This window comes from Glutamicibacter sp. NPDC087673, assembly GCF_044743255.1.
In the GTDB taxonomy this organism is placed as follows: Bacteria; Actinomycetota; Actinomycetes; order Actinomycetales; family Micrococcaceae; genus Glutamicibacter.
In genome coordinates this window covers 148955-174513 of record NZ_JBIUWB010000005.1, presented here as the reverse complement: position 1 = coordinate 174513, position 25559 = coordinate 148955, and the positions used below count along the sequence as shown (strand labels likewise).

Sequence of the window (25559 nt, the reverse complement as noted above, 5' to 3'; positions counted from 1 at the left end):
CACAAGGCAAAGCGCGAATAATGGAGCGTACGTGTTGTGTCCAACGCGACGGAAGGAAGATGTGGGTCTGGAGAATCTGAAGGAATCCGCCAAGGCGCTCATTACGCTGGGGCCTGCCCGCAAGGACCATTGGATCGGCCTGCGCACCGGCATCGGTGTTTTTGCGCCTCTGATCACGCTCTTCGCGATTGACCGGCTGGACCTTGTGGTCTTTGCCGTGTTCGGCGCCTTTACCGGCGTGTATGGGCGCGTGGACGGCTACTGGAACCGGTTGCGGATGCAGGTGCGTTCCGGGGCCTTGTTCTTCGCGGTAATCGCTCTGGCGCTGGCCACTTCGCACTGGTGGATCGACCATTCGGACCCTGGAATCAAGCAGTGGCAAGTAGTTGGCGCGACGACTCTCGTGGCCGGTGCCTGCTCGGTGCTGGTGGGTTTCATGCGGCTGCGGCCCGGCGGTTCGCTGTTCCACATCTTCGCATTCGCGGCAATTGCCTCGATCCCCGTCCCCGCGCCAATCGGCGAAGCCCTGCTCGTGTCGGCCCTGACGATCTTGTTGTCGGTAGCCATCGGTGCGGCCGGTGCACTCGGGCAGTGGACCAGCTTGTGGAAGCGCACCCCGCTGCCGCCACTATCGGATAACGTCCGCAAGGCCATCTGGTGGGAAGGGCTGTTCTACATCCTGACAGCCGGCGTGGCCGGCGCCTTGGCCAATACCGTGGGCAGCAGCCTGGAAGCCGGGCACAACTACTGGGCGATGGTGGCCGCGGTGGTTCCCCTGGTCGGGCACACCACGACCTTGCGCATCCGGCGAGGCGTGCACCGAATGCTCGGCACCCTGGCAGGCATGGTCCTGATGGCGGTCTTGATCTTCCTGAACCCGCAGGTCTGGATCCTGCTCGCCTTCATCGCCATATGCCAATTCATGGCCGAGCTGCTGGTCATGCGCAACTATTTCCTGGCGCAGGTTTTCATTACCCCGATGGCGCTCGTGGGCGTCTCGCTGGTGACGGGCCTGAGCGGCTCGGTGATGTACGACCGCGTGGTCGAGACCCTGATCGGCTGCACCGTGGGCATGCTCGGGGTGCTCTTGGGAAGCTGGGTTGGATCAATCATCAAGCGCCGGCAGGGAATCATTCCAAACAGCGGGCAGCAGGGCTAAATATTCACTCCGACATGGGCTAATGCCTGACGGAGAATATTTTCTCGACCGCCAGCGAACTCGCCCTGGATGTCCGAGCTGAGCGCTTCGCTGGGCGAAAGCCAGGTCAGCTCCAACGCATCGGAGCGAGGGCTGGTCTCGCCGCGAACCGGCACGATGTAGCACATGGATACGGCATGCTGGCGATCATCGGTCAGGCCGGTTTCGCTCGGCGCCGGGAAGTATTCTGCAACGGTGAAGGGCACCGGTGAAGCCGGAAGCTGCGGAAGCACCATGGTGCCCAGGTCCTTTTCGATGTGGCGGATCAACGCGGCGCGTATGGTCTCGCGGTACATCACGCGCCCCGAAACGAAGGTGCGCAGCATGCGTCCGTCATCATCGCCGGTGAGCAGCAGGCCCACCTCGTTGACGTAGCCCAGCGGGTCCAGGCGCACGGGAATGGCCTCGACGTAGAGCATGGGCAGGCGCTGCCGTGCCTCGTAGAGGTCTTCTTCGGAGAGCCATCCAGGGTATGGGTCAGGAGTGCGCACGTTCATGGTTCTATCTTCGTACACAAACCCTCGACATTCCGTGAAGCTGGATCTGTGTTGCCGAACTCACCTATAAGGTTTCCTGCACCCCTAGTGCACCGCAATCCCAAGCGATAAAATCGATAGAGCTATTTGAACTTTCTTGCCCGGCGAAGCAGCCGCAAGCGTCAGATAGCGTTTCCTTTTTCCGAATCCTCGTGGAAGCAGATTCCTGCCGTGACGAACGCTCCAGAACGACTGAGCAAACAGAACTTCACCACGATTGCGGTGCTGATTGTTTCCAGCTTCGTGGTCATCCTGAACGAGACCATCATGAACGTGGCCCTGCCTGTTTTGATGGATGAATTCAATGTCACCGCTGACGCAATTCAGTGGCTGTCAACCATCTTCATGCTGACTATGGCCGTGGTCATTCCAATGACCGGCTTCCTGCTTCAGCGGATGAGCATCCGCAATGTCTTCGTCTTGGCCATGGGCCTGTTCACTCTGGGCACCCTGCTGGCTGCCCTCGCGCCGGGCCTGAGCGTCCTGCTGGTGGCCCGTGTGATCCAGGCTAGCGGCACCGCCATCATGATGCCGCTGCTGATGACCACCATCTTGCATCTGGTCCCTGCTGAGCGCCGCGGCGTGGTGATGGGCAATGTCTCCATCGTGATCTCCGTAGCCCCGGCCATCGGCCCGACGGTATCCGGACTGATCTTGCAGTACCTGTCGTGGCGATTCATGTTCATCGTGATCATCCCGATCGCGGTAGCGGCTCTGCTGATCGGCACCCCTCGACTGTCCAAGGACGTTGACGGCGCCTCGACGCCGCTGTCCATTCCTTCGCTGATTCTGGCCATCCCGGGTTTCGGCGGCCTGGTCTACGGCCTCAGCGGCTTGTCGGTTGGCGTCACCCCGCTGAACCTGGGCATCCTTGTTGGCGCGATTCTGTGCCTGCTCGCTTTCGTTTTCCTGCAGCTGAACCTGCAGAAGGAAGACAAGGCGCTGCTGGATCTGCGTCCGCTGAACTACAGGGCTTTCACCCTTTCGCTGGTGCTGATGATGTTCTCGATGATTTCGCTGTTCGGCGTGATCATCCTGCTGCCGATGTTCTTCACCAACGTGTTGGGCATTGAAACCCTGACCACCGGTTTGATCATGCTCCCGGGCGGTCTGCTGATGGGTGTCTTGGCGCCATTGGTCGGAAAGCTCTACGACAAGGTCGGCGCCCGTCCGCTGATCGTTCCCGGCGCCCTGGTGCTGCTGGTTTCGCTGCTGGGCTACGCGGTGGTCCTGGATGTGGACACTCCGATCTGGCTGCTGGTTGTCATGCACCTGGTGATGAGCTTGGGCCTGGCCTTCATCTTCACCCCGGCCTTCACCACGGCGCTGAACCCGCTGCCGCACAGCCTGCACTCGCACGGTTCGGCCCTGCTCTCGACCTTGCAGCAGTTGGCGGGCGCCATGGGCACCGCCCTGCTGGTTGGCGTTGTCGCCTCATCCACCGCCGCGAAGATCGCAGCTGGCGGCGATCCGCTGACCGCTTCGGTCGAAGGCTTCCAACCTGGCTTCCTGATCGGTGCCGGCTGCAGCGTCGGCATCGTGGTGATCGGTTTCCTGCTTGGCGGCAAGAAGAAATCGGCTGGAGTCGAAGCCGAGCCTGCGACGGTTCCGAGCCACTAGGCTGCAGGACAGTGCAAGAGCCGCTGGATCCATCGCGGGGTCCAGCGGTTTTTCCATGCCCGCGGGCAAGAGTCTTCGCCTCCACGCAACTGGCCAGTAATGTAGATCACAAGACCACTGTCTACAAAGGGGTAAATATGCAGTTGCAGGATTCAGTCGCTCTGGTCACCGGCGGCCTATCGGGATTGGGACGCGCCACGGCGCAGAAGCTGGCCACCGCCGCCAGGCATGTGGTGGTACTCGACCTGCCGCGTGAGGATGGCGATGAAATCGCCGCCGAGATCGGCGCGAATGTCCGCTTCGTGCCAGCTGATGTCACTGACGCGCAGCAGGTGGCTGCCGGCATCGAACGTGCCAAGGAACTTGGCACCCTGCGGGTGCTGGTCAATTGCGCCGGTGTGGCAACACCAGGCAAGGTGCTGGGCCGCGACGGAGTGCTGCCGCTGGAGCGCTTCGCCAAGGTGCTGGACATCAATGTCAACGGCACCTTCAACGTGATCCGCCTGGCCGCAGAAGCCATGGCGCATAGCGAAGCGCTGAGCGATGAGCAGGGAACCACCGAACGCGGGGTCATCATCAACACCGCGTCGGTGGCGGCCTTTGACGGCCAGATCGGGCAGCCGGCCTATGCGGCCTCCAAGGGAGCAGTAGCGGCCATGACCCTGCCGCTGGCTCGCGAGCTGGCGAACCACCAGATCCGCGTCATGACCATCGCACCGGGCATTTTCCACACGCCGATGATGGCCGGCCTGCCGCAGGCTGCCCAGGACTCGCTCGGAGCCCAGGTGCCGCATCCTTCGCGTCTTGGACGTCCGGAAGAATACGCGGCATTGGTGGAGCACATCGTGGCCAACCCGATGCTCAACGGCGAAACCATTCGCCTTGATGGAGCCATCCGCATGGCGCCACGCTAGGCACCCGTGGCGGGCGCGGCCAGTCCTAGAACTCTATGGGCTTGCCGCGCTGCGCACGGTGCTCGGCATGGCTGATCTGGAACCGGCGGTTCTCGGCCATCAGGAAGACCAGCAAGGCCATGAAGATCCAGACCGCGCAGACCCACAGCGGTGCGGACTCATTGAGCCAGCCCTGGATGGCAGCGGCGATCATGCAGATTCCGAAGCCGCTGGCAAAGGCGTGGCGGCCGCGCTCCGAGTGGGCGAAGGCGGCGGCAACCACTGAAATTCCGGCCGCCACCACCACAGCAGGAAGTCCCTGCCCGCCGTCATTCCATCCGGCGGCGGCAAACCAGAGTTGCAGGGCATAGACCAGGCTGGAACCGGCAAAGAAGCTTACCGGGGCATCCGTTGCCCAGCGCTCCAAGCGGTTTCGCGCAGTATTCCTGTTCAGCTGGAGCACGCCGTACAGGGACAGCAGCGAAGCGATGGTTGCCAGGATGGCAGCGCTGATGGCCAAGAACCCGGAGGCCAGGGTGATGGCGCAGGCCATCATCGCTGTGGCCGGGATCGAATAAACGGAAATGATTCGTTGGCGTCGCGCCGAAAGCTGATCGCGGCGCAGCGAAAACGCGGCGCTCAGGACCAGCGTGATGGCAGTTGCCGGCCACAACACCGAATGCACCAGGCTGGTATCCAGCAGGCTGGACGGCGCGCGTCCATGCAAGCCGGAAGGCAACGCCAACGAGGTCAGCAGCAGCAATAAGCCCGACGCGCCCAAGAGGTATCCGCGGACCGTGTCGAAAGGTTCCACTGCAGGGTTGGGGCGATGATCTGGCGCCGAGTAGGGCAACACGAAGGAGGACCGTTCTGCCGCCGAAGCAATGGCAGACTGGGCCGACTCCACCAGGGAATCGAGTTGCGGGGTCCGCTGGTGTTCGGCCATCTTGCCTTCATCCTTACGGGGCACGGGATAATAGGCACCAGCCTAGGGCAATTCTTCCCCCGTGAGAAGAGGTTATGGGACCGACGGCGCTTCCAGTAGCCGCTGTTGCGAGCTGAAGCTGCGCGCGTGGCCGGTCAGCGGATCGGTGAAGGAAATGGTGTGCGCCAGCAATTGCAGCGGGCGCCGGTAGTCATCCGGGGCCAGGTCCCACAGCCGCGGATAGAACGCGTCATTGATGATGCCCAGGCCCAAGGAAGCCAGGTGCACTCGCAGCTGATGGGTCTTGCCCGATCGCGGTTCCAGATCCATCAAGGCGACCTCCAGCCCGGCATGGAAACCGGTGCTCGTTCCGATCGCCTCGAGCTTGACCAGGGTCTGGGCGTTCGGCTCGCCTTCTTCCACAATGGAACGCAGCTGGCCCTTGACCTTGGCCATCCGGTTCTCGAAGAGCAGCGGCATCCGCTGCAGCAGGCCACGCAGCTCGGATTCCGGTTTGACCTGCGAATGCTCCCCATTTGGATGCAGCACCCGTCCAGTTTCCAGGCCTTCGCCCGGCTGCAGGGCGACCACCGCCTTGTAGCGCTTGGCGATCTCGCGGCGTTCGAAGAGCATCTGGTAATCGCCGCGGGTCGCCGGATTCACCGCGAAAAGAATGACCCCGGCGGTGGCCCGGTCCAGCCGGTGCATCGGCACCAAATCATCGATGCCGGTCTGGTTGCGCAGGCGCACCAGCGCGGATTCCTGGATGAAGCGTCCGCCGGGTGTGGTGGGGAGGAAATGCGGCTTGTCCACGACCAGCAGATGCTCGTCTTGGTGCAGGATCCTGGCTTCAAAGGGAATGGGAGTTTCTACCGGCAGGGAACGGTAGTACCAAATGAATTCGTGCTCGCCCAGGGGCGTCTGGCGAGTGAGCGGAGTGCCGCCCAAGCCAACGATCTGCTGATCATCGAAGCGGCGCAGGATGCCCTCTGGATCCACATGGCCGAAGCGCTCAAGCAAATAATCTGCGACAGTTGCCCACGAACCGGTCCGCGGGAGGCGAAGACGAGTTGCATTGACGCCGTTGCGCACGGGAAGCGGGGATTCCATAGCCATAGGGGCTATTCTCCCATCTTTGCCAGGACCGCGCAGGCCGCGGTCTGCTAGGTTGGTTCGATGGCCATGCGTAAATACAGCGAAGTCGACGTCTTTTCTCCCACTGCATATCTGGGCAACCCCTTGGCTGTGGTCCACGATGCAGAAGGCCTGGCCAGCGGGCAGATGCAAGGATTTGCCAAGTGGACCAATCTGGCCGAGACCACGTTCCTGATGCAACCGGAGGATCCGGCCGCCGACTACCGGGTGCGGATCTTCTCTGCCACCCAGGAATTCCCCTTCGCCGGCCACCCGACGCTGGGCTCGGCCTTTGCCTGGCTGAAGGCCGGCGGGGTTCCCAAGAAGAAGGGACGGGTCATCCAGGAATGCGCCGCCGGGCTGGTGGAGGTGCGCGTTGAGCCGCAACGGCTATGGTTCGCTGCCCCGCCGCTGACCCGCTACGAACCGGTTGCCGAATTGCTGGTGCAGCGCATCGCCGAGGTACTGGCGATTCCCCGGGAGCAGATCCAGGATGCCTCATGGCTGGTCAACGGCCCGGAATGGATCGGGGTGAGGCTCTCCAGTGCGCAGCAGGTACTGGCCTTGGACCCGGATCCCAACGCCCTGGGGACGCTGGCCATCGGGGTTGCAGGTCCGCAGGAGCCAGGGGCCGGCACGCAGTTCGAAGTGCGTGCTTTCGTCGGCGGGGACCCAGTGTGGGAAGACCCGGCCACCGGCAGCCTCAATGCGGGCCTGGCCCGGTGGCTGGCCGATTCCGGGTTGGCTCCCGAACGCTACATCGCCGCCCAAGGCACCGCGATCGGGTACCAGGGCCGGGTGCATCTGCGCGTGGAGGACGGCGTGGTCTGGGTGGGAGGCGACGTGAGCAGCTGCGTGCAGGGCGAAGTCGACCTCTAGGCTTGCAGCCGCGCCCCGCCGCCTAGGCCGCTGGCTGGCAGGAAGGGCACAGGTAGCAGTCCCGTTCGGCACCGGTGGAAGCCGAGGGAATGCGCAGCAGCCCGATGCGGGTTCCGCAGCGCAGGCAGGGCTTCGACGCCCGGCCGTAGACCCACAGCGGGTCGCGGGTGCGCGGCTGCCCGGTAGTCACCCGCCGCGACCGGTCCTTGTTCACCACCAGCAAGCGGTGGGCCAGTTCGATTAATGCCGGCAGGCCGGCCACCTCGCCCACCGCGGTGAGCGGATGCACGCGCCGCAGGAACAGGATCTCGCTGCGGTAGACATTTCCCACCCCGGCCATGATCCGCTGGTCCAGCAGCGCTTGGCCGATGCCCAGCTGCGGATCGGCGCGCAGGTTGTCCAGCGCCCGTTGCGCATCCCAGTCCGGCCCGAGCAGGTCGGGTCCCAGATGGCCGACCACCTCGGATTCCTGTTCGGTTGGCAGCAGTTTCACCTGGGCGATCTCGAAGCCCACGGCCTTGGCGTTTGCTGTTTCCAGCACCACCCGGGCGGTATGCGCCGGGCGCTTCCAGCGTTCGCCTGGCGCATAGAGATCCCAGCGCCCGTCCATGAGCAGATGCGAATGCAAGGTCAGCGCAGGCTGAGCGAAGGCCGGGTTCGCAGTAGCCGGCGGCTGCAGGCGCATCAGCAGGTGCTTGCCCCGGGGGACGACCTCGCGCACCGTGTACCCGGCGACGTCCACGGTGGCCAGGGCCGGGACGCGGAAATCGGAGGCCAGCAGGATTTCGCCGGCCAGCGCCTGGTGCAGGCGGGCGGTGGCGCGGTAGACGGTATCGCCTTCGGGCATGGGCAGCGCTCCTTCGATAGCGGGTCAGCGGCGGAAGCGGATGCCTTGGGGCGTCGCATAGAAACCGGCGCCCAGCAGGGCGGCGCCGACCGGATGGTCCTGCACCGGCTGCCCGTCGACCGTGGCGATGGCGATCTTGTCGACCTGGGCGGTGCGCAGCGCGGCGACCATCGCCGTGGCGAGGATGCGCCAGGACGGCTCGGGCAGCTGCCCGAAGGTCAGCACCGTGCGCCCGCCGCGCTCCAGATAGAGGCTCAGGGCCCCGTTGAGCAGCCCGACGATTGCGCCGGCCTTGCGCCCGGGGCGGTGCCCGGTTTCGGTCGCAGGCCAAGCCAGCGCCGCGCCATAGGGGTTCGCCGGATCGGTGGAAGCCAGCACCGTGGCCACCGACTGGCGGCGCGGGTCATCGGCCAGCTGGAATCCGCGCAACCGGTCAATGGTGGTGGAGGTGGAGAACTGGGCGGCGCCGAGCTTCTCGACGAAGTAGCCGCGCCGGGCATGGCCAGCTTCTTCCAGCTTCGAGAGCACCCGGTAGAGCTGGCCGAAGCCGCCGGGCACCGACTCGGCGGCCACCGAGCCGCGGGTGAGCACCCCGTAGCGTTCCAGCATGATTTCCGCGGTGGCGTGGGCGCTGATCGTGGGGTCCGCTACCGGTGCGGGCAGCAGCGACCAGCGGGCCGCGCCGCGCGAGCCGCGCGCCGGCCCGCCGGCTTGTTCCCGGGCCAGCCGGTTCAGCCCGGAGAGCCGGTTCAATCGTGCGGCGCGGGCCCGCGGGGCGGGCTTGGCGATTTTGTGCGCGGTGCTTCCGCCGGCCAGGTAGCCGCGGATCGGCGCCATGGTATCCGGTGAAATGTACCCGGCCCAGAACAGCCTCCAGCAGGATTCGGCGACCTCGTGGCTGCTGGCCGCCGGCTCATCGCTGCGGTGGATGCGCCCGGCCAGCTCCTCGGCGAAGTAGGCGCCGGTGGACTCGAAGGCCTGGAGCACGCGCAGGTCCAGGGCTTGCAGCGCGCTGGCATCGGGCTGGGGAAGGCTCAGCGCTGCATGCTCGGCGGTGTGCAGCGACAGCCAGCCGTCCTTGCCCCCGGCGGCTCCGGCGCCGCAGATCAGGATATCCCCGGAGCTGCACAGCTCATCCAGCCAGGAATTCTGGTAGCCCCTCAGCCGGGCCGGGAGCACGAAGGATTCCAGGGCGGAGGCGGGGACCTCGGCGCCGGCGAGCTGGGCAACGATTTCATAGGCGCCGTCGGCTCCCTGCAGCGAAGAACCGATCTGCTGCCAGGCCGGCAGGAAGCGCCCGTAGGTGTGCTGGTCCACCGGCTCCACCTCGGCGCGCAGCGCCGCCAGGGATCGGGTGCGGATGGTGCGCAGCACCGCCACGTCGCAGTATTCGTCGCCGGCCACGCCTTCGGGGACGAGCTCCAGCGGGCGGAAGGCCCCCAGCGACAAGCGGCCGGCGGCCACCAGCTGGTCGAGAACGGGGCGCAGCACCGCGACGCCCAGTCCCAGCTGCGCGGCCAGCTCCCCGAGGGTGAACGGGGCGTGGGTGCGGGCGAAGCGCGAGACCAGGTCCTGGATCGGAGCGGTGGCAGGCTCCAGGAAGGCCGCCGGGATGCCGGTGGGCAGCGGGGTGCCCAGCGCATCGCGCAGCTTGCCGGCATCCTCGATGGCCGCGTACACCAGCTGGCCGGAGCGGCGCAAGGTGAAAGCCCGGCGCGTGGAAACCAGGGCCTCGGCGTGGGCCCGGGCGCTGGCAGGATCCAGCGCCGCCTCGTCATCGGCCGGATCGCGCAGCCGGACGGCCAGCTGCCCGGCATCCAGCGGACCCAGCAGCCGCAGCAGGTCCGCGGCGCCTTCCATGCCCGCCAACCGGCGGTTGGCTGCCAGATGCTGCAGCTGCTCCTGCAAGGCCGAGATGACCTGCGGGTCCAGCACCTCGCGCACGTCGTTGCGCCCGAGCAATTCGCCCAGCAGCACCGGATCCAGGCTCAGGGCGGCGGCGCGGCGTTCGGCCAGCGGCGCGTCGGATTCGTAGAGGAACTGCGCCACGTAGCCGAAAAGCAGGGATTGGGCGAAGGGCGAAGGCAGCTCGGTGGTCACTTCCACCAGGCGGATGGCCCGCGAGGAGATGCTGGAGAGGATCCTGGACAGCGCCGGCAGATCATAGACATCATTCAGGCATTCGCGCACGGTTTCCAGAATGATCGGGAAGTCCGGGTAGTTGCGGGCCACATCCAGCAGCTGGCTGGCACGCTGGCGCTGCTGCCACAGCGGGGTGCGCTTGGTCGGGTTGATCCGCGGCAGCAGCAGGGCGCGGGCGGCGCATTCGCGGAAGCGGGAGGCGAACAACGCAGAATTGGCCACCTGCGAGGTGACCACCTCGATGATCTCATCGGCTTCGAAGGCGAAGAGGTCCGCCCCGGGCGGCTCATCGTCCATGGCGGGGATGCGCAGCACGATCCCGTCGTCGGCGGCCATCGCCGAGGCATCCAGCCCCCAGCGTTCGCGGACCCGCGCGCCGACGGCCAGCGCCCACGGGGCGTGCACGGCCAAGCCGAACGGGGAGTGCAGGATGACCCGCCAGTCGCCCAGCTCGTCGTGGAAGCGCTCGATCACGAAATTCTGGTGGTTGGGCACCTGGCCGGTGGCCCGGCGCTGCTCGTCCAGGTAGTTGAGCAGATTGTTCGCGGCGAACGGATCCAGCCCGCTGCCGTGCAGCACTTCGGCCGCTTCGGCGCGTTCGCTGGCCAGCAGCTTCGTGGTGAATTCGCCCAGCGCCGCCCCGAGCTCCACCGGGCGTCCCAGCCCGTCGCCGTGCCAGAAGGGCAGCTTTCCGGGCTGGCCGAAGGCCGGGGTGACCAGCACCCGGTCGTGGGTGATGTCCTCGATGCGCCAGCTGGTCGCCCCGAGGGCGAAAATGTCCCCGACGCGCGATTCGTAGACCATTTCCTCGTCCAGCTCGCCCACGCGCTTGGGCGCCTTGTCATCCTCGGATCCGGCCAGGAAAACCCCGAACAGCCCGCGGTCCGGGATGGTGCCGCCGGAAATCACGGCCAGGCGCTGCGCCCCGGGCCGGGCGGTGAGGGTGCCGGCATCCCGGTCCCAGATCAGCCGCGGCTTGAGCGTGGCGAATTCATCCGAAGGGTACTTGCCCGAGAGCATGTCCAAGGTGGCCAGATAGGCGCTGCGCGGCAGCTGCTGGTAGGGGGCGGCGCGGCGCACGGTGTCGAACCATTGCTCTACGTCCAAGTCGTCCATGGCCACCGCGGCCAGGGTCTGCTGCGCCAGCACATCCAGCGGGTTGGCGGGGATCACCATCTTCTCGATGGCTCCTTGGCGCATGCGGGTGACCACCAGGGCGGTGGAGAGCAGGTCCGCCCGGTGCTTGGGGAAGAAAGCGCCCCGGGAGACCGAGCCGACCTGGTGCCCGGCACGGCCCACGCGCTGCAGCCCCGAGGAGACCGAGTTCGGGGATTCGACCTGGATCACCAGATCCACCAGTCCCATGTCGATGCCGAGTTCCAGGGAGCTGGTAGCCACCACGGCGCGCAGCTTGCCCAGCTTCAGGTCTTCCTCGATCTGGGCGCGCGAATCCTTGGACACCGAGCCGTGGTGGGCACGGGCCAATAACGGAGCTTCCGGGTGCGCGGCAGCGGTGGAGCCGGCCTGGGCCATCAGCGCTGCAGGGGTGGAGGTGGAAGCATCCTCGGCGCTGAATCCCTCGCGTTCGGCGTAGATTTCGTTCAGCCGCCCGGTCAGCCGCTCGGCCAGCCGGCGGGAGTTGGCGAAGATGATGGTCGAATGGTTGTCCAGCACCAGATCCACCAGCTGGTTCTCCACATGCGGCCAGATGCTCGCCGATGCCGCGGGGGAGGAACCCGGACCCAGATCATGCGCTCCGGCCGCGGAAGGCAGATCGGTCATGTCTTCCACCGGGACGCGCACCGCCAACTCCCATTTCTTGGTGGACGGCGGGCGCACGATGTTCACCGGGGCGGACCCGGCCAGGAAGCGGGCCACTTCTTCGGGCGGCTCGACGGTGGCAGAGAGCCCGATGCGCTGGGCCGGGGCGGGCAGCAGCGCGTCGAGCCGTTCCAGTGACAGGGCCAAATGGGTTCCGCGCTTGGTATTGGCAATCGCGTGGACCTCATCGATGATGACGGTGTGCACATCGGCAAGGGTCTTGCGTGCCTGGCTGGTGAGCATCAGGTACAGCGACTCGGGCGTGGTGATCAGGATTTCGGGCGGGTCCTTGAGCAGCTTGCGCCGGTCATTGGCCGGGGTGTCTCCCGAGCGCACTCCCACAGATACCGACGGCTGGGACAAGCCCATTTCGTGCGCGGTGGCGCGGATGCCAGCGAGCGGAGAACGCAGGTTGCGCTCCACGTCGACCCCGAGGGCCTTCAGCGGAGAAATGTAGAGCACCTTGGTGCCATTGCCTGCTGGATGATCGGCATCGGAGTCCATCCCCGGCAATGCCGGAGCATCAAGTTCCGCGTGGTGCAGCCGGTCCAGCGCCCAGAGGAACGCGGCCAGGGTCTTGCCCGAGCCGGTAGGCGCGATGACCAGGGTGTGCTTCCCGTCCGAGATGGATTCCCAGGCGCCACTCTGGGCAACGGTGGGCGCGGAGAAGACGTCGGTGAACCACTTGCGGGTGGCTGCGCCGAACCGGGACAGGACATCGCTCATGGAATCGATACTACGGTCTGCGAACGACAAGATCGGCCATTATCCGCCCGCCGTGATCTCCCGCAGGGCCGCCACATGGCTGACATAGGCCCGGCGTCCGGATTTGGTCAGTGAAACGCGCATATGGCTGCGCCCCAGCTTGGTGAACCGCTCGATGCCGATATACCCGGCATCGGCGAGCTGCTTGAGGTGCTTGCTCAAGACGGAGTCGGCGACATCGAGGATGCCGCGAAGGTGCGCGAATTCTGCCCACTGCACCGGGGCGAGGCTGGCGCAAATGCGCAGCCGGATGGGTGCATGGATCAGCTCGTCGAATTGCGCATTGCTAGATGGCTTGTTCATTTCCATCCTTGATGCGGGATTTGATGGTTTCGCGGCGCATGATCCACAGGGAACCGGTGAAGACAGCGGCTAATGCGAGGAATTTGGGTATCGCGAACAGCCAAGTCTGGGGAATCCAGAAGGTGCACAATTGCAGGGCGAGCATCATGAACAGCATGACAGCGATGTATTTGCCCGAGTGCCTCAATGCAGGACGGGACTTGGGCCGCTGGCGCGACCAGTAGGCGTACCAGGCGATCAATGGCACATAGAGCACCGGCGACCAGTACCAAAGGGCGATGTCGATGACTCCGTAGAGCGAAAAGATTGCCGCCGTGACGAGGCCCAGGACAATCATGAATGCCCCGGGGGCTTCGGTGGCGCTGACGGTGCCGCTCGCGGCTTCTTCGGCCGCGGCGAGTTGGGAAGCGGCTTCGCGCTCCGAGGGGATCTGCGAATTGTTCACCTGGCTAGACCGCCATTTCCTGGGCATCTTGCACACGGTCCTTGTCCCATGCCGTTTGCGCGGAGGAAAGCAAATGCCATAAGGCGGTGCAGGAAACGACTAATTTCGCACCGATGCTCCAAGGGTCCTCGGCGACCCAAAAGCGCAGGCACATCACGATCATTGAAGCCAGGAACGCGTACCAGCCGTAGGTTGCCGAGCTGCTGAGCAAAGGGCGCATTTTGGCGCGGCTGCGCGTAATCATGTAGTGCACGAGGGCTGCAAGGACAGCCGCCGCGAATAACCCCAGAGCCATCTTCGGCGAAAGGACATGTTCAAGACTCATCGCGGTGCTCCCGAGCACCACATACACGAAGAGGGTGGCCCGGGAAGAAGTGCCGGCAGCGACCATCTTGTTCGAGGCCTGGTCCGCGGAGGCCAGGCGCTCCGCGGCGGTCAGCTTGTCGATTCGTTCTTGCCCCTCAGCCATGAATTCCCCACTTTCCGTTATGGAAAGTCTTGTCTTTCCAAGTTGGAAAGTCAAGGGAATGGCTTAAACGTGATGGTACTTCCCGCCTGCCAGGATGTCCTGCGCGCGGTAGAGCTGCTCGGTGAGGATCAAGCGCACCAGCTGGTGCGGGAAGACCAGCTTCGAAAGCGACCAGGTGAAATTGGCCCGCGCATGCACGGACGCGTCCACGCCGTACGCGCCGCCGATGATGATGACAACGTTGCGCGAAGCATCAATCGGGGTGCGCAAAGTATTGGCCAACGCGGGGGAGTCCACGTTCTTTCCGCGCTCATCGAGCAGAACCACGAAGTCGCGGTCATCGATTTTCGCCAGGATGCGGGCAGACTCCTCGGTGCGGGCCGCGTCGTTCTCGCGCGAGGAATGGTTCAGCAGCTGCCAGGTGAGATTGAAGGGCTTCTTCAGCCGCTTCTCGTAGCGGGAAATTCCCTCGTCCACCCAGGATTCGTGTTTCTTGCCAACTGCCAGCACCTTGATCGTCATGCTTCCATTGTTCCGCATCGCTCGAGTTCAGCGCTTCGCGCCCGCCCCGATACGATGGAAGACATGCGATCCTCATGGTATTTCCGGCAAGGCCAACGTTCCCGCGGCGCACAGGTGCTGTGGATCATTTTCGGGCTGGTTGTCGCCATGTTCTACTTCACCCGCAGGGTGCTGGTCTCCCTGCACGCGGGCGGCTGGGCCAGGGATCTGGATGCCCCAGCCTACCAATGGGCACTGGAGCACCAGTCGCCGTTCCTGTTTGCGGTCTCCGACTTCTTGTACTTCTGGGGATCCACACCGGGAATGACCATGATCATGCTGGTGATCACCTCATTGCTGTGCTGGAAAACCCGCAGCGCGTGGCCGCTGGCGGCCATCGCGTTCACTGCACTGGTCTCGGTCCTGCTGACCGTTATTCTCAAGACAAGCCTCCAGGTGCCGCGTCCCCAAGGTGTTCCCGGAGGCCCGGCGCCGCCGGAGACCTTTTCGTTCCCCAGCGGGCACACGCTGAACTCGGCGGCGCTGATAGGCATCGCCAGCTACCTGGCGATCATCTATGGTCTGCGCCGCTACGCGTACCTGATCTCCATCGTCGCGGCACTATTTGTCCTGGCTATGGGCGCTTCGCGAATCTACATCGGTCACCACTGGGTCTCTGACGTGCTGGTGGGGCTGCTGATCGGGTCCGCATGGGCCGCCGTCGTGGCGATCCTGCATTACTTCTTCGTGCCGCGGCCGCAGAAGCCCTAGTTTCACCGGTCCTGCCAATGCCGTGCCGCCAGAAGACGTCGACGCTCTATCGGACCTTGAAGTTCTTCTCCAGTATGGCAATGAAGGCGAGGGCAGCCGGGCTGGGATTGAATTCACTCCAGGCAAGGTATTCCGTGCGTGAGGGCCCGTCGGACAGCGGGACGGCAACAAGTCCGCGATTGGCCGGAACCAGCGCTTCGGACATCAAGGCAATCGCCAGGCCCTGAGCGGTGAGATCAAGCATCAGATCAACGTTCGTTGCTTCGAATGCGACGTGTCGGGACACTCCCACGGAGTCGAACGCTATGTCCGACTGCGCTCGCCCCGGTGAATCCGCAGGAAAATCCACGAAAAGCTCATCAGATAGGTCAACGAGACCCAGGCGCTGATGTTCTGCCAGTCGATGCCCGGCATCGAGCACGGCAACGAGTCGTTCACGAGCGAGAATCCGGGAAGCTACTTGTTTTGGAGCGGTGCTGCCGGGCAGGCCAAGCACGGCAACGTCCATGGAACCGGCCCGAATGGACTCGATGAACGCGTTGCTGTCCCCGGTGCTTAAGCTGACGTGGACTACGGGGTTGTCGCGGTGGAATTCCCCCAATGCAGCTGCCAGATCGATCCCGGTAACCGTAGGAATGATTCCGACGCTGAGCTTGCCGCGGATTTCGCCGGTGGTGGCCAGGGCCTCGGAGACAGCGCGCTCTGCTGCTTCCAAGCTTGCTCGCGCCGATGGCAGGAAGGCAACCCCGGCTTCGGTCAGTTCGACCTTCCGGCTAGTCCGAGCGAATAGTTGAGTCCCGATTTCGTGCTCCAATACCTTGATCTGGTGGCTCAAGGCCGATTGGACCACATGGCAGCTTTGGGCAGCGCGCGTGAAGTTCTTGTGTTCTGCGACGGCAAGTACATAGCGAAGTTGCTGCAATTCCATTCATCTATCGTGGCACACGATTGTTGACATGAAAACTATGTGTTGGACTGATTGATGAGTTCACCGTGATAGTTGAAGCATGATCACAACTACGGCTCCTTCACCTGCGCATATGACGAGCTCTCGTGCCGGCACTACCCTGCTGACGGCGTTGGCTCCGGCCGTTTGGGGCACAACATACTTGGTGACGGCGGAACTGCTTCCCCCGGGGCACCCGATGTTCGCCGCGCTCGTTCGCTCGTTGCCGGCAGGGATCATCGGACTGCTTTTGGTACGGCAGCTCCCTCGCGGTGGCTGGTGGTGGAAAGCCGCCGTGCTCGGCTTCTTGAACGTCGGACTCTTCTTTCCACTTCTGTTCGTGGCCGCGAGCCGGCTTCCGGGAGGAGTGGCCGCCACCCTCGGGGCCGTGCAACCGCTTGTCGTTGCAATTCTCGCAGTGCTGATCCTGAGGCAAAGCCCCTCCGGATGGCAGTTGGCTTGGGCCGTCACCGGTGTTCTGGGCGTAGGGCTTGTAGTCCTCGGACCCGCCGCCAGGCTTGACCCAGTAGGAATTCTTGCTGGATTGGGCGGATGCCTCGCCATGGGCCTGGGCCTGGTCTTGGCCAAACGGTGGGGCCGGCCTGCAGGTCTCGGGGCAATGGGTTTCGCCAGTTGGCAACTGACTGCCGGTGGCCTCGTATTGCTGATGCCAACAATGCTGCTTGAAGGATTCCCCAACAGCGTGCCGGCTTCGGGCCTTGCCGGATATCTGTGGCTCGGGCTCGTAGGCGGACTGCTGGCCTACACCCTTTGGTTCCGTGGCCTGGGGCGTCTTCCGGTCACTTCCACGGCCCTTTTAGGGATGCTTTCCCCGCTGGTTGCAGCGGCGCTCGGGGTGGGCCTTGGCGGGGAATCGCTCAACGCCGGCCAGCTCCTTGGCTTCTCGCTGGCGGTGGCTGCACTGGCCGCGGGCCAATTCACTATCCGATTACCACGTTTCAGCAATCACTTCGCCCTTCAATCTCGGAATGATGCCCAATGACAACAACGTCACCGATCAGTTACCAGCCGTTCCAAGCGAGAGCCCGCCTTCCGTGGGGTGCACTCCTGGCCCTGTCCTCAGCGGGGTTCCTGGCAATATTTACAGAAACCATGCCGGCCGGGTTATTGCCGCAGTTGGCTTCAGGGCTCGGGACTTCACCTGCAGGCGCTGGCCAGCTGGTCACCCTATACGCAGTCGGTTCGCTCCTCGCTGCCATTCCGCTGATTTTTGCGACCCGCCGCATGGACCGGAAGAAGGTCCTGCTCTGCGCAGTACTGGGACTTGTACTTTTCAACACCGTAACAGCACTGGCTCCGTGGTATCCCCTGGTGCTCCTTGCCCGGTTTGCTGCTGGTGCGGCAGCGGCTCTCATCTGGGGCGTCATGTCCGGGTACGCGAGAAGCCTCGTTATCGAATCATTGCAGGGACGTGCGCTGACCATCGCAGGGCTAGGCCAACCGATCGCCTTGGCGCTCGGGGTCCCATTGGGAGCTTGGGCTGGATCAATCGTTGACTGGCGATGGGTATTTCTGGGCATCTCGGTCGCGGCACTTGCCTTGTTTTTCTGGATCCTTGTTTCTTTGCCCCCAATTGCTGGGCGGCCAGAAACTCGCAAGCCGTCGCTAGGCAGCGTACTGCGGATTCGCGGAGTTCGCATGGTCCTGTTCGTGGCCCTGTTCTGGGTGCTGGCCCACAACGTGCTCTATACCTACATCGCGCCTGTGCTATCTCCCAGTGGCCTGAACCTCGACTTGGGCTTGCTGCTATTCGGGGTGGCATCCTTCGCCGGAATCACCATCACAGGACTCGTCATTGACCGCGCCATGAGGGTCCTGATTCTCGGTTGCCTGTCTGTGATGGGAATTGCCGGTTTGGTGTTGGCGCATCCTGAACTGGGCAGCCTGGCGGCTGCCACCGCGATAATCCTATGGGGGATCGGATTCGGAGGAGCACCGGTGCTCTTGCAAACCTGCCTGGCAGATCGCGCCGGCAAAAATACCGACGTGGCCCAATCCTTGTTCGTGACCGTATTCAACCTCGCGGTGGCTGGCGGAGGATTGGCAGGCGGCGCCGTTCTTGCCCTCGGCGGATCCAGCGAAACACAGGCATGGACGGTGCTCGTCCTCATGGTGATCACTGCAGCAACGGTGGTGGTTGCCAAGCGGACGTTCGCTCCAGGCCGCCGCACCGAATAGGCGGGCCCGGCAGCCGTTCAGCAGTGTGCAGTGTCCCCGGGTACCTAGGCCAGCACCCGGATCGGTGCGCCGCTAGCCCACGCGCGGATGTCTTCCACCGCGTCGCGGTAGAACATCTCGAACTGCTCGATGGTTACATAGCCGATATGCGGGGTGGCAATCACGCCCCGGGTAGCGGCCAGCCGGTCCTTGGTCGGCAGCGGTTCCACGTCGAAAACATCCACCGCGGCCAGGTGCAGCTGCCGGCTGTCCAGCGCGTCGATGAGCGCGTCGGTCTGCACGATCCTGCTGCGCGAGGTGTTGACCAGGATGGAATCGGGACGCATCCACGCCAGCTGTTTGGGTCCGATGACCCCGGTGCTGCGCTCCGAGAGCTTCAGATGCACGGTGACGATGTCGCTGGTGGAGAACAGCTCGGCTTCGGAGACCAGTTCCACGCCCACTTCGGTGGCGCGGGCCTTGGTGAGATTCTGGCTGTAGGCGATGACCCGCATGCCGAAGGCCAAGCCGACCTTCGCAACCTTCGCTCCCAGATTTCCCAGGCCGTAGACGCCCAGGGTCTTGCCGGACAGGCCCAGTCCGAAAGTGGTCTGCCAGCCCGAGCCAGCCGCCAGCGGGCGGTCCGCGGAAAACAGCTCCACGTCCAGTCGGCGTGCGGCGCTGAGGACCAGCGCCCAGGTGTGCTCGGCGGCATCGGTAGCCACGTAGCCGGTGTGGCTGACCACGATGCCCTGGTTCTTGGCAGCCTGCAGGTCGATGGATCCGTTGCGGCGGCCGGTGGTGACCAGCAGCTTCAGGTTGGGCAGGGCATTGAGCCGGGCGGCCGGGAAAGGCGTGCGTTCGCGCATGGCGACGATGGCGTCGAAGGGCTGCAGCGCCTGGACGACGGTGCTGTCCTCGTGGCCCAGGTGCTCGGTGAAGACAGTGACTTCGGCGTCCAGGGCGACGGCGAGGCCGTCGAAATCGGCCAGCGAGCGGGCCACGTTGTGGTAATCATCCAGGATTGCAATGCGCATGGATTCATCCTAGGCACCTTCAGCCGATGCTGTCCCACTGCGGGCGTAACAAAAAGCTGGTGCCTGCTCATTGAACTGCTCCCCAAAAGTTGGACTGAAAAAGTCACAACAACTTTTGGGGAGTTTTTCATGCACGCACGAAGGATGGCGCTACCCGATGACCGTGAAATCCAATTCCTCGGTGAAAGAACGCCCATGCACGTCGGTGGCAGTCACCGTGGCGGTGTGCGCCCCGACGGAGAGATCATCTGGCAGTTCCAAGCGCCACAGGTGGCTGGTCTTCTCGGCGAAGCCGCCACCATGGACGAATTGCTCGGCGATGGCCGCCGGATCCGAGTACTCGGCGCCTGACAGCGGGCGTTCGCCGGCCATTTTCTGCGTCCGCTCGGCCGCAACCGGGTCCTGGCCGTCGATGGAGACCTCGACAGCGGAGCCGGTGCTGCCCATCCAGAAATTCGTGGTCAGCCAGGTGTCCTCGGCCAGTCCCTGCCGGCTCACCGCCAGCGGGTCATCCAGGGCCGGAACCGTGCCGCGCTCCTTTTCCAGATTCTCCTCGTACCACTGCCGGTACGCCGGGGTGTTCAAGCCAAGGGACATCTGCTTGCTGGTATCCCCGCCGGTCACGGTGAAGCGCTCGGTGATCTTGGTGTTCTTGATGTCCAAGGTGAGCACTCCCGGAGGGGTCCCGTCGCGCTGGATGGAGGTCGGGTAGCCGTTCTCGGTAACCCGTCCGTCATACCACTGCCCGGAAATGGCTGGGACAGTCAGGTGCGTGAAGGGCAGGCCTGCCTCGCCGACCTCGTCGCGCCAGCCATCCATCAGGTCCCCGGCGCGCAGGTTCTCGGACATGTGGGTGTGCCCGCCCAGGGAAACGACCTCGCGTCCTTCCAGCAGCTCGTAGATCTCCCGGACCTGCTTGGTGGAATGCTCGTCGCTGTAGAAGAACTCCAGCAGGGGGCTGTGCCCGGCCAGGACGATGGCCTTGTTCTTGGGTACCTCGGCCAGGTCCGCGCGCAGCCACTGCAGCTGGCGCTTGCCCAGATCGTAGGTGTAGTCGCTCTTCTTGGCCGGAACCGCAGTCGGGTAATCGATGGTGCTCAGGGCGATGACGTGAGTCTTGCCCGTGTCGTAGGAGTAGTACTCCGGACCGAACTGGGCGCGGAAGGAATCGTACTCGTGCTGCCCGTCCAGCGAGTCGTAGTCGATGTCGTGGTTGCCCGGCAGGAACCGGGCCGGACCGTTGAGCATGGAGGACAGTTCTCGGGTCTGGTGGAAGAAGGTCAGGTCATCGCCCACGAGGTCGCCGATGAACAAGGCACCGCAGCCGGTGTAGTCGGTGCGGGCCGCCAGATCGGCGAAAGCGCCTTCCCTGGCGTACTCGACTTCCTGCTGGGTATAGGTCTGCACATCCGCACCGATGACGCAGCTCTGCTCGGGCGATTGCGTGGCGCTGCTGGCCACCAGCGGGAAGTTGACTGCCTCGGGCAGCGGCCCGGTCGGGGCGATGCCGTCGTACTTCAGGTCCGGGGAGCCTTCAGGCAGGTGGGTGTAGAAGAATTGGGCGACGTTGTCGTCGTCGACCGGAACCTGGAAGCCCCGGGGCTGGGTGACGAACGCGGTCATGTTGTTGTAGGCCGGAAGTTCGTAGCGTCCCTGCCCATCGGTGGCCACGACGTCGCGGCCGTTGGAAACCGTGACGTTCGGTAGGCCAGGCTCGTTGGCATCCTGCGTGGAGTTCTTGTTGCGATCCTCGAAGACCACTCCGTCGAGCGTCTCTTGCGCGGTGCCGCTGCGGCCAGTTCCTGCCGGGATCACCTCGACTGACCCGCGGTAGGCCGAGGAGCTCCAGTCCGCGGCGGACTTGGCTGCCGGCACTGCCTCGAGTTCCGGGGTGGCGCCGATGAATGCGGTGGAAGCTGCAATGGCAACTAGGCTTCCGGCGGTGAGATGCAGTGGGGTGAGATGATTGGTTTTGCCGGGTCGAGCGAAGATTTTCACGAACGTTCCTCCGGGTGGGGACAATCTGCCGGCCCCTTGGCCGGCCGTCTTCCACGGTGCCAATGGCAGGTGAATTGCAACCCCTGCTCAGGTAATGTCTAATAATCGATCCCGTAAATAGTTATCGACTGTCTTGGCGGGATTTACTGTTTTCGAACCAGTGAAATGAAGTGGCGCGGATGGAACTAGTGCAGGCGCTCATGGCAGGCGCGCGCGGGCGCAGGATGTTGTGGGAGTTCGCCACTGCCAGCGAAGAGAAGCTGCTACCGGCGTTCGGGGAGCATCCGCTGCATGCGGCAATGTTCTACGCCGCGTATCACGTAGCGGTAGAACGCGGCGAAAGCGTTGGCCTGTTTGGCGCGGATGAATCCAGCATGCCCGAAACCAGTGTCCAGCAGATCGCCCGGCGCCTGGACGGCACCACTTTGGTTCCGGCCACCGCAGCGCTGCTGCAGCAAGCGCTGGTCCGCTCGGTCGACAGTGCCCGCTATTGGCAGGAACCGGATGGGGAAGACACCCTGCTGGCGTTGCCGGAACTGGCCGCGCCGCTTGAGCGCGTGGCCCGGCACCTGGCGGACAGCGGGCTCGCGGCCTGGTGGCTGGATCCCGTGGATCTGCGCAACCAATTCCAGGTCGAATTCGACCAGCATGACCCGCAGGGCAGGACGCAGGCTCCCGGCAGCAATGCCTTGGGCCTACTGCAGGAGTGGAGGGCCGGCGTCCTGGCGACCGAAGCCCGCGATGCCGCCGAAATGAGCAGCACCCCGCTGGGCAGCTTCGGCGGGGAATGGTGGTCCAAGCCCAGCAGCCGCCTGCCCTCCACTACCGGTGTGTTCCCAGACCGGGAGCCAGTGGGCCTGAGCTGCGTGGAAGACGGTTTCGGATGGGAGCAAGCCAGCGTCAGGTTCACGAGCGTGCCTCCCGCAGCCAAGGTGCTGGAGATCGCCACGGCCGAGGACTGGATCCGGCTCTGCCGCGAGCACGGCATCGAGGTCACCGCGCACAAGCGCCACGACTGGTACCTGGCCACCGGGCGCGACGGCGCATGGAAGACCCCCGACTGGCTGGCCGTGGCGCGCGATTACGACGGGGTGCATCTGGGCATCGGCGCCTATCTGGCGCTCGCCGGGCAATGCCTCGACATCGATGATAAATACGCCAGCGTGATCGCCGGGTGGGACCCGGACCAGACGTTCTGGTTCACCGATGAGCTGCGGTGCTACGGGCCTGCACAGGAATGGATCTGCCTGGACGCCAACAACGAGGATGCACGCTGGGTGCCTTCCGGCGATGGCCCAAGTTCATGAGCCGTCACGGGCGCAGTAGCCAGCCCGGGTTTCTGGTGCAATGGGTTCCATGAGCGAAACGACAAACGATGGACTGGCCGCGGCTACCGAAGTCATCTTGCAGCTGCGCTGGTCGGACCAGGACGCCCTGGGCCATGTGAACAATGCGCGCATCGTGACCCTGATGGAAGAAGCCCGCATCCGCTGGACGCGCGAGGACGGGACAACAGGCCGTTTCGAATTCGGCACCGTGGTGGCATCGATCCAGATCGACTACCTGCGCCCGCTGTACTACCAGCCCGAGATGCTCATCCGCATGGGCATCAGCCGGCTGGGCAACAAGTCCTTCACCGTGCGGGGCATCGGCTACCAGGACGGGCAGCCGGTATTCGACTCGACCACGGTCATGGTGCCGCTGGCAGCCGATGGCGTCTCGTCGCGCCCGCTCAACGAGCTGGAGCGCAGCTGGCTCGGCAAATCGCTGATCCCAGCACGCAGCTAGGCTTCGGGTGCCGGTCCCTGGCCGTTGAGCAGCGCGGCCAGATCGCGCAGCTTCGCTTCGGAGTCCGAGCCCGGGTCGGTGGTGTAGATGAACAGGGTCTGGTCTGGTGCCCCGGTCACGTCCAAGGCCTCGTAGTTGACCTCCAGATAGCCCACCTGGGGATGGTTGAACCGCTTGATCCCGTCCCGCCGCTCGACCACCCGGTGATCGGCCCACCAGGTGCGGAATTCTTCGCTGTTCATGGACAGCTCTCCGACCAGCTGCGCGAGCAGCGGATCATGTGGTTGGCGCCCGGCATCCAGGCGCAAGGTGCCGACCATCGAGGCGGCGATCTGCTCCCAGTCGGCGTAGCGCTGCCTGGCTTCGGGATCCAGGAAGGCCCAGCGGATCAGGCTGCGGTGGCGCACCGGCTTGGCGAGGAAGTCGGTGAGCAGGCTGGCGGCCAGCGCATTCATGCCCAGCACCTCGGTACGCCGTCCGCGGATGAAGGCCGGATGCCCGGTGAAGGAATCCAGCAGCTGATGCAATGAGGGGCGTACCCGCTGGATGCTGCTCGACGGGCTGTTGCGCCCGGAGCCGGACACCGAGCGGGCCAGGTTGAATAAATGCCCGGCGGCCGTCTCATCCAGTTCCAGGGCCTTGGCCAACGCGCCGAGCACGGATTCGGAGGGGCGCTTGTGCCGGCCCTGTTCCAGCCGGGTGTAGTAGTCGGTGCTCACGCCGGCCAGGACCGCGACCTCTTCGCGGCGCAGCCCAGGCACGCGCCGCCGGGGGCCGCCATCGCCTGCCGGGCTGACCAGGGCCCGCCGGGCCTTGAGGAATTCGCCGAGCTCGGTATTGGAATTCATCCCTGCATTCCTTTCATCCGCGGGCCGCATCGCCCCGGTCTTATCCTAGCCCTGCGTGCAGTGGCAGCCAGCAGCCAGAACTATCCTAGGAATGCCATACCCCGGATCAATGCGCCACGTCCCACGGCCCCTGGAGCCGTGCAATGGTGGTGGACTATTAATGCCACTGCCATCATCGCCCAGGAGCGCACATGCCCAAACCCGCCGATAACCTGCCCACCCGCGAATCGGCTCCAGCAGCTGCGCGGGCACCACGCGAACCGCTGCTGGAGCGGGCCGCGCAACGGCCTGCCGGAATCCGCGACCTGCTGCGCGACGTGGGCGGGGTATATGCCAGCAATGGCGTGATCGGGCTGGTGTTCTCCGCTTCGGGCCCCATCGCGGTCACCCTTGCGGTGGGTGCCGCTGGCGGGCTGTCCCAGGCCGAGATGGCTTCCTGGGTCTGCGGGATCTTCCTCTCCGCCGGGTTGGCGACCATCGTGATGTCCCTGCTCTACCGCCAGCCGCTGGGATTCGCCTGGTCCATCCCCGGCACGGTGCTGCTGGGCCCTTCGCTGCAGCACCTGTCCTTCCCCGAGGTGGTCGGGGCGTTCTTCGTCTCCGGGGTACTGGTCCTGGCCTTGGGCGCTACCGGGGTGGTGCGCCGGATCATGGCGGCCATACCCATGCCGATTGTGATGGCCATGGTGGCCGCGGTCTTCTTGCGCTTCGGCACCGACATCGTCTCGTCCACCCAAGCCAACCCGGTGGTGGCCGGCCCCATGGTGCTGGTCTTCGTCCTGCTCGCTGCGGTGCCGGCGCTGGGCAGAAGAATTCCCCCGGTGCTGGGCACGCTGATCGCCGGGGTCATCGCGGTGGCCGCCAGCGGCCAGTTCGCGTTGGACGCAGCTGGCGGGCCCGTGCTGGCCACCCCGGTGTTCACCGCTCCGGAATTCAGCTGGGCTGCGCAGCTGGAACTGGTAGTGCCGTTGGCCATCACCGTGCTGATTGTGCAGAACGGCCAGGGTGTCGCGGTGCTGCGCTCTGCCGGGCACCGTCCCCCGGTCAATGCCTTTGCGCTGGCCTCGGGCGGGTTCTCGATCCTGAACGCATGCTTCGGTGCGGTGTCCGCCTGCGTCACCGGGCCAACCAACGCGTTGCTCACATCATCTGGCGAAAAGCACCGCCAGTACACCGCAGCGGTGGTCTATGGCCTCCTGTCCCTGCTCTTCGCCCTGTTCGCTCCAACGCTGACGCGCTTCATGCTGGCCACCCCAGAGGCTTTCGTGCTGGCCTTGGGAGGCATCGCCATGCTCAAGGCCCTGCAGCAGGCCTTTGTGACGGCCTTCGCCACCAAATTCACCCTGGGCGCCCTCGTGACGTTCGTGGTAACCATTTCCGGCCTGGACCTGTTCAACATCCATGCCGCCTTCTGGGGCATCCTCATCGGATATGGCGCCTCCCGGCTCATGGAACGCACGGACCATTCGACCGCTTCCCGGCACTAGCGGCAACGGCCCGCACCCTGGCCAGCTG

23 protein-coding genes are annotated in these 25559 nt (G+C 64.7%); 10 read left to right on the top strand and 13 right to left on the bottom strand.

All coding sequences use genetic code 11. The features are described from left to right. Positions 1-61: 61 nt before the first annotated feature. The gene (locus tag ACIOTL_RS13275; RefSeq protein ID WP_400343046.1) at positions 62-1159 is read left to right on the top strand and encodes an FUSC family protein; all 1098 of its coding nucleotides are present in this window, start codon (positions 62-64) and stop codon (positions 1157-1159) included. On the opposite strand, the gene ACIOTL_RS13270 is transcribed toward ACIOTL_RS13275, so the two are convergent. Beyond that, a complete protein-coding gene (locus ACIOTL_RS13270) occupies positions 1156-1695 on the bottom strand; it encodes an NUDIX hydrolase family protein (RefSeq protein WP_105658590.1) in 540 nt (179 codons plus the stop codon). The genes ACIOTL_RS13275 and ACIOTL_RS13270 overlap by 4 nt on opposite strands. Before the next feature lie 210 nt (positions 1696-1905). On the opposite strand from ACIOTL_RS13270, the gene ACIOTL_RS13265 reads away from it, so the two are divergent. Together ACIOTL_RS13265 and ACIOTL_RS13260 are read left to right on the top strand one after the other, a co-directional pair. After that, positions 1906-3354 (top strand): MDR family MFS transporter, encoded by a 1449-nt coding sequence (locus ACIOTL_RS13265; RefSeq protein WP_400343044.1) that lies wholly within the window; start codon positions 1906-1908, stop codon positions 3352-3354. 137 nt (positions 3355-3491) lie between these two features. Beyond that, a complete protein-coding gene (locus ACIOTL_RS13260) occupies positions 3492-4268 on the top strand; it encodes an SDR family NAD(P)-dependent oxidoreductase (protein WP_105658588.1) in 777 nt (258 codons plus the stop codon). 25 nt (positions 4269-4293) lie between these two features. Here ACIOTL_RS13260 and ACIOTL_RS13255 read toward each other — a convergent pair whose 3' ends face one another. Together ACIOTL_RS13255 and ACIOTL_RS13250 are read right to left on the bottom strand one after the other, a co-directional pair. Next, the gene (locus ACIOTL_RS13255) at positions 4294-5193 is read right to left on the bottom strand and encodes a hypothetical protein (protein WP_400343043.1); all 900 of its coding nucleotides are present in this window, start codon (positions 5191-5193) and stop codon (positions 4294-4296) included. A 72-nt stretch (positions 5194-5265) separates the two neighbouring features. Beyond that, on the bottom strand, positions 5266-6288 hold the full coding sequence (locus ACIOTL_RS13250; RefSeq protein ID WP_105658586.1) for a pseudouridine synthase: 1023 nt from the start codon (positions 6286-6288) through the stop codon (positions 5266-5268). A 60-nt stretch (positions 6289-6348) separates the two neighbouring features. On the opposite strand from ACIOTL_RS13250, the gene ACIOTL_RS13245 reads away from it, so the two are divergent. Then, complete coding sequence (locus ACIOTL_RS13245) at positions 6349-7185, top strand: PhzF family phenazine biosynthesis protein (protein WP_332487419.1); 837 nt, start codon at positions 6349-6351, stop codon at positions 7183-7185. 22 nt (positions 7186-7207) lie between these two features. Here the strand turns inward: ACIOTL_RS13245 and ACIOTL_RS13240 are convergent, their stop codons facing one another. From ACIOTL_RS13240 to ACIOTL_RS13215, 6 genes are all read right to left on the bottom strand, one after another. Then, positions 7208-8032 carry a DNA-formamidopyrimidine glycosylase family protein gene (locus tag ACIOTL_RS13240; RefSeq protein ID WP_400343040.1) on the bottom strand — a complete coding sequence of 275 codons (825 nt, stop codon included), beginning with the start codon at positions 8030-8032 and terminating at the stop codon, positions 7208-7210. A 24-nt stretch (positions 8033-8056) separates the two neighbouring features. Beyond that, positions 8057-12721, bottom strand: a complete 4665-nt coding sequence (locus ACIOTL_RS13235; protein WP_400343038.1) for an ATP-dependent helicase — start codon at positions 12719-12721, stop codon at positions 8057-8059. Positions 12722-12760: 39 nt separating this feature from the next. Next, a complete protein-coding gene (locus ACIOTL_RS13230; protein ID WP_105658582.1) occupies positions 12761-13063 on the bottom strand; it encodes a transcriptional regulator in 303 nt (100 codons plus the stop codon). Continuing rightward, positions 13047-13508, bottom strand: a complete 462-nt coding sequence (locus ACIOTL_RS13225; protein ID WP_400343036.1) for a hypothetical protein — start codon at positions 13506-13508, stop codon at positions 13047-13049. Before ACIOTL_RS13225 ends, ACIOTL_RS13230 begins: the two co-directional genes overlap by 17 nt. A 4-nt stretch (positions 13509-13512) precedes the next feature. Beyond that, positions 13513-13977 carry a hypothetical protein gene (locus ACIOTL_RS13220; protein ID WP_400343034.1) on the bottom strand — a complete coding sequence of 155 codons (465 nt, stop codon included), beginning with the start codon at positions 13975-13977 and terminating at the stop codon, positions 13513-13515. A gap of 63 nt (positions 13978-14040) precedes the next feature. Then, positions 14041-14499 carry a 23S rRNA (pseudouridine(1915)-N(3))-methyltransferase RlmH gene (locus ACIOTL_RS13215; protein WP_180993116.1) on the bottom strand — a complete coding sequence of 153 codons (459 nt, stop codon included), beginning with the start codon at positions 14497-14499 and terminating at the stop codon, positions 14041-14043. A 63-nt stretch (positions 14500-14562) separates the two neighbouring features. Between ACIOTL_RS13215 and ACIOTL_RS13210 the strand changes: the two genes are divergently transcribed. Then, complete coding sequence (locus tag ACIOTL_RS13210) at positions 14563-15249, top strand: phosphatase PAP2 family protein (RefSeq protein ID WP_400343032.1); 687 nt, start codon at positions 14563-14565, stop codon at positions 15247-15249. Positions 15250-15295: 46 nt separating this feature from the next. Here ACIOTL_RS13210 and ACIOTL_RS13205 read toward each other — a convergent pair whose 3' ends face one another. Then, entirely contained in the window at positions 15296-16177 is an 882-nt protein-coding gene (locus tag ACIOTL_RS13205) for a LysR substrate-binding domain-containing protein (protein WP_388024481.1), read from the bottom strand. 79 nt (positions 16178-16256) lie between these two features. On the opposite strand from ACIOTL_RS13205, the gene ACIOTL_RS13200 reads away from it, so the two are divergent. Both ACIOTL_RS13200 and ACIOTL_RS13195 read left to right on the top strand, forming a co-directional pair. Beyond that, entirely contained in the window at positions 16257-17198 is a 942-nt protein-coding gene (locus ACIOTL_RS13200; RefSeq protein ID WP_388024480.1) for an EamA family transporter, read from the top strand. Beyond that, positions 17195-18394, top strand: a complete 1200-nt coding sequence (locus tag ACIOTL_RS13195) for an MFS transporter (protein WP_400343029.1) — start codon at positions 17195-17197, stop codon at positions 18392-18394. The genes ACIOTL_RS13200 and ACIOTL_RS13195 overlap by 4 nt, the downstream gene beginning before the upstream one ends. A 44-nt stretch (positions 18395-18438) precedes the next feature. Here ACIOTL_RS13195 and ACIOTL_RS13190 read toward each other — a convergent pair whose 3' ends face one another. Beyond that, positions 18439-19410 (bottom strand): D-2-hydroxyacid dehydrogenase family protein, encoded by a 972-nt coding sequence (locus ACIOTL_RS13190; protein ID WP_400343027.1) that lies wholly within the window; start codon positions 19408-19410, stop codon positions 18439-18441. 150 nt (positions 19411-19560) lie between these two features. Continuing rightward, on the bottom strand, positions 19561-21408 hold the full coding sequence (locus tag ACIOTL_RS13185; RefSeq protein WP_388024476.1) for a calcineurin-like phosphoesterase C-terminal domain-containing protein: 1848 nt from the start codon (positions 21406-21408) through the stop codon (positions 19561-19563). 179 nt (positions 21409-21587) lie between these two features. Between ACIOTL_RS13185 and ACIOTL_RS13180 the strand changes: the two genes are divergently transcribed. After that, positions 21588-22715, top strand: coding sequence for a hypothetical protein (locus ACIOTL_RS13180; protein ID WP_388024475.1), 1128 nt, complete (start codon positions 21588-21590; stop codon positions 22713-22715). A gap of 49 nt (positions 22716-22764) precedes the next feature. Then, positions 22765-23196, top strand: a complete 432-nt coding sequence (locus ACIOTL_RS13175; protein ID WP_388024474.1) for an acyl-CoA thioesterase — start codon at positions 22765-22767, stop codon at positions 23194-23196. Here the strand turns inward: ACIOTL_RS13175 and ACIOTL_RS13170 are convergent. Next, complete coding sequence (locus ACIOTL_RS13170) at positions 23193-24044, bottom strand: helix-turn-helix transcriptional regulator (protein WP_400343025.1); 852 nt, start codon at positions 24042-24044, stop codon at positions 23193-23195. The genes ACIOTL_RS13175 and ACIOTL_RS13170 overlap by 4 nt on opposite strands. 191 nt (positions 24045-24235) lie before the next feature. Here ACIOTL_RS13170 and ACIOTL_RS13165 point away from each other — a divergent pair, with 191 nt between their 5' ends. Beyond that, entirely contained in the window at positions 24236-25531 is a 1296-nt protein-coding gene (locus ACIOTL_RS13165) for a benzoate/H(+) symporter BenE family transporter (protein ID WP_105658573.1), read from the top strand. The last annotated feature ends 28 nt before the right edge of the window (positions 25532-25559 follow it).